General features: G+C 41.1%; 1 protein-coding gene. It reads left to right on the top strand.

All coding sequences use genetic code 11. The annotated features are described in order from the left end of the window. Positions 1 to 2,016 (top strand): SprB repeat-containing protein (locus tag HMPREF9075_RS03290; RefSeq protein ID WP_009415077.1); only part of this gene is annotated, 2,016 nt, incomplete at both ends.

Here is a 2,016-nt window from a genome sequence, read left to right as displayed (position 1 = left end):
ATTATACCAATGTGCCAGGAGGTTATGTGATACGGGTTGCAGATGATAGAGGTTGTGAGTTTTACAGTGGTGTGGTAAGTGTAACAACCCCTGTAAGGGCAACAATTTCAGCAACGGTAACCAGCGCTACTTGCTATGGTGTGAACAATGGAGTGGTTTCGGTAACTATTAATGGAGGTAAAGCACCATTCCGCATCAAGTTGAATAGTACTGATGCGAACTGGACGAGTGTAACGGGCAACAAACATTTGTTTACGAATGTAAGTACAGGTACTCACAATATGGTAGTGAAAGATGCTAACGATTGTGAGGTAACACAGCCTATCCTAATAGCAGCGCCAACACAGCCACTCAAAGCCTTTGCAGTGGTGCAAGAATTGGTAGGTTGTGGCAACGGAGCTAATACTAATAAGGCAAAAGTACGCTTTACCAACGTAAGCGGCGGTTGGGGTGAATATCAATATAAATACGATGGAGGATTTTCTATCTATCCAGAAGGCTGGATAACCCCAGGAACGCATACTATAACGGTAAGAGATAAGGGCGGATGTGAATACGATGTACGTATTTCAGTTCCTGATAAAATAGCACAGCCTACGGGCACTACCTATACTATCGTTACGTATGATTGTGCGGGTAATGGAACAGTGAAGTTTACAGGTAACCCAAGCACTTATAGTTATACCTATATAGTAGGCGGTAAGACGGCTACTGGTACAGTAGCAACCATTACAGGTTTGGCACCAGGTACTTATACCGCTACTATAAGATATACACAGGAGGCGGCATTAGATTCTAACTTGTTGTTTAGAGAAGATTTTGAGAACCAGCCTTCTTGTTTGCCAGCATCTTTGAGTAATCTGACTTGTGCGATTTATGGATATAAGATTATGGGTGCTACAGAATATATCACTACCTTTACCAATATGGGAGCAGGATGTGGTAAGATATTGTATAGGCCAAGTTGTGCACCAGCAACTTGGGTAGAAGTACCTGACCATACATCAGCAGGAGGTAATCCTAATGGACGTTTCCTTTTTGGGAATATACCGCCAGTACCAGATGGTGCAATATTTTATAAGAGGAAGATAGAAGGTCTTAAAGATGGTTCAAAGGTTAAGGTTCAGTACTATATAATGAATTTATATCGTGATGACCAAAATCCTACTATTTCATCAGGCTGTAACTATCCTGTAGCGATTAGTCCTAATATTAGGGTACAATTAGTAACAAATAATAATACACTTGTAACACGTAAAGAAGCAGGCGAAGTACCATTCTCTACTTGTGGAGCAGGTATGGCAAACTGGCATAAACAAGAAATAGAGTTAGAAGTAGGCAATAATACAGAGCTTTGGATAGAGTTCCGTTCAAATGGTTCTACAGCACACTCTTGGGGTAATGACTTTGCTATAGATGATATAAATGTTTATCAAGTACCCAAATCGTGTCCTGCAGATATAGAGAAGACAGTAGTAATTCCATCGGGACAAGAGTTTAAGGGTAGTGTATTGAGTGTAACGAATGTAGCTTGTAACGGTGACGTTACAGGTAAAGCTACATTGAAGGTAGAGAATTTGCGAGGTGGTAGTTATATGGTACAAATATCACCGTCGTATATAGCTAGGACAGGAGCGGGTTATACGACTCCTATCAATAGTAATACCTTTGAGATTACTCAACTTCAGAAGGGTAATTACACAATTACCTTTAGGTATACGCCAGCCCATTCAGGATTAGGTTCAGGCTGTGTGGTAACGACAACTTTACAAGTAACAGAGCCTACAGAAATAGGGCTTACGGCAACGCAAACGGTACCAGCGATGTGTTCTAACAACAACGTAGCGACCGTAAAACTTACAGCTACGGGTGGTACAGGTACGGGTACATATAAGTATGAATATTACGATGCTAACAACGTATTAAAAGCAGGCCCACAGACCAGCAATATATTTACAGGGGTAGCACCAGGAGTACAGAACAAGTTTAAGGTAATAGATGCTAACAATTGTAGTC

It is taken from the genome of Capnocytophaga sp. oral taxon 332 str. F0381 (genome assembly GCF_000318275.2).
GTDB lineage: Bacteria > Bacteroidota > Bacteroidia > Flavobacteriales > Flavobacteriaceae > Capnocytophaga > Capnocytophaga bilenii.
Note: the sequence above shows the minus strand (reverse complement) of the source record. Positions and strands in the feature narration are given on the sequence as shown.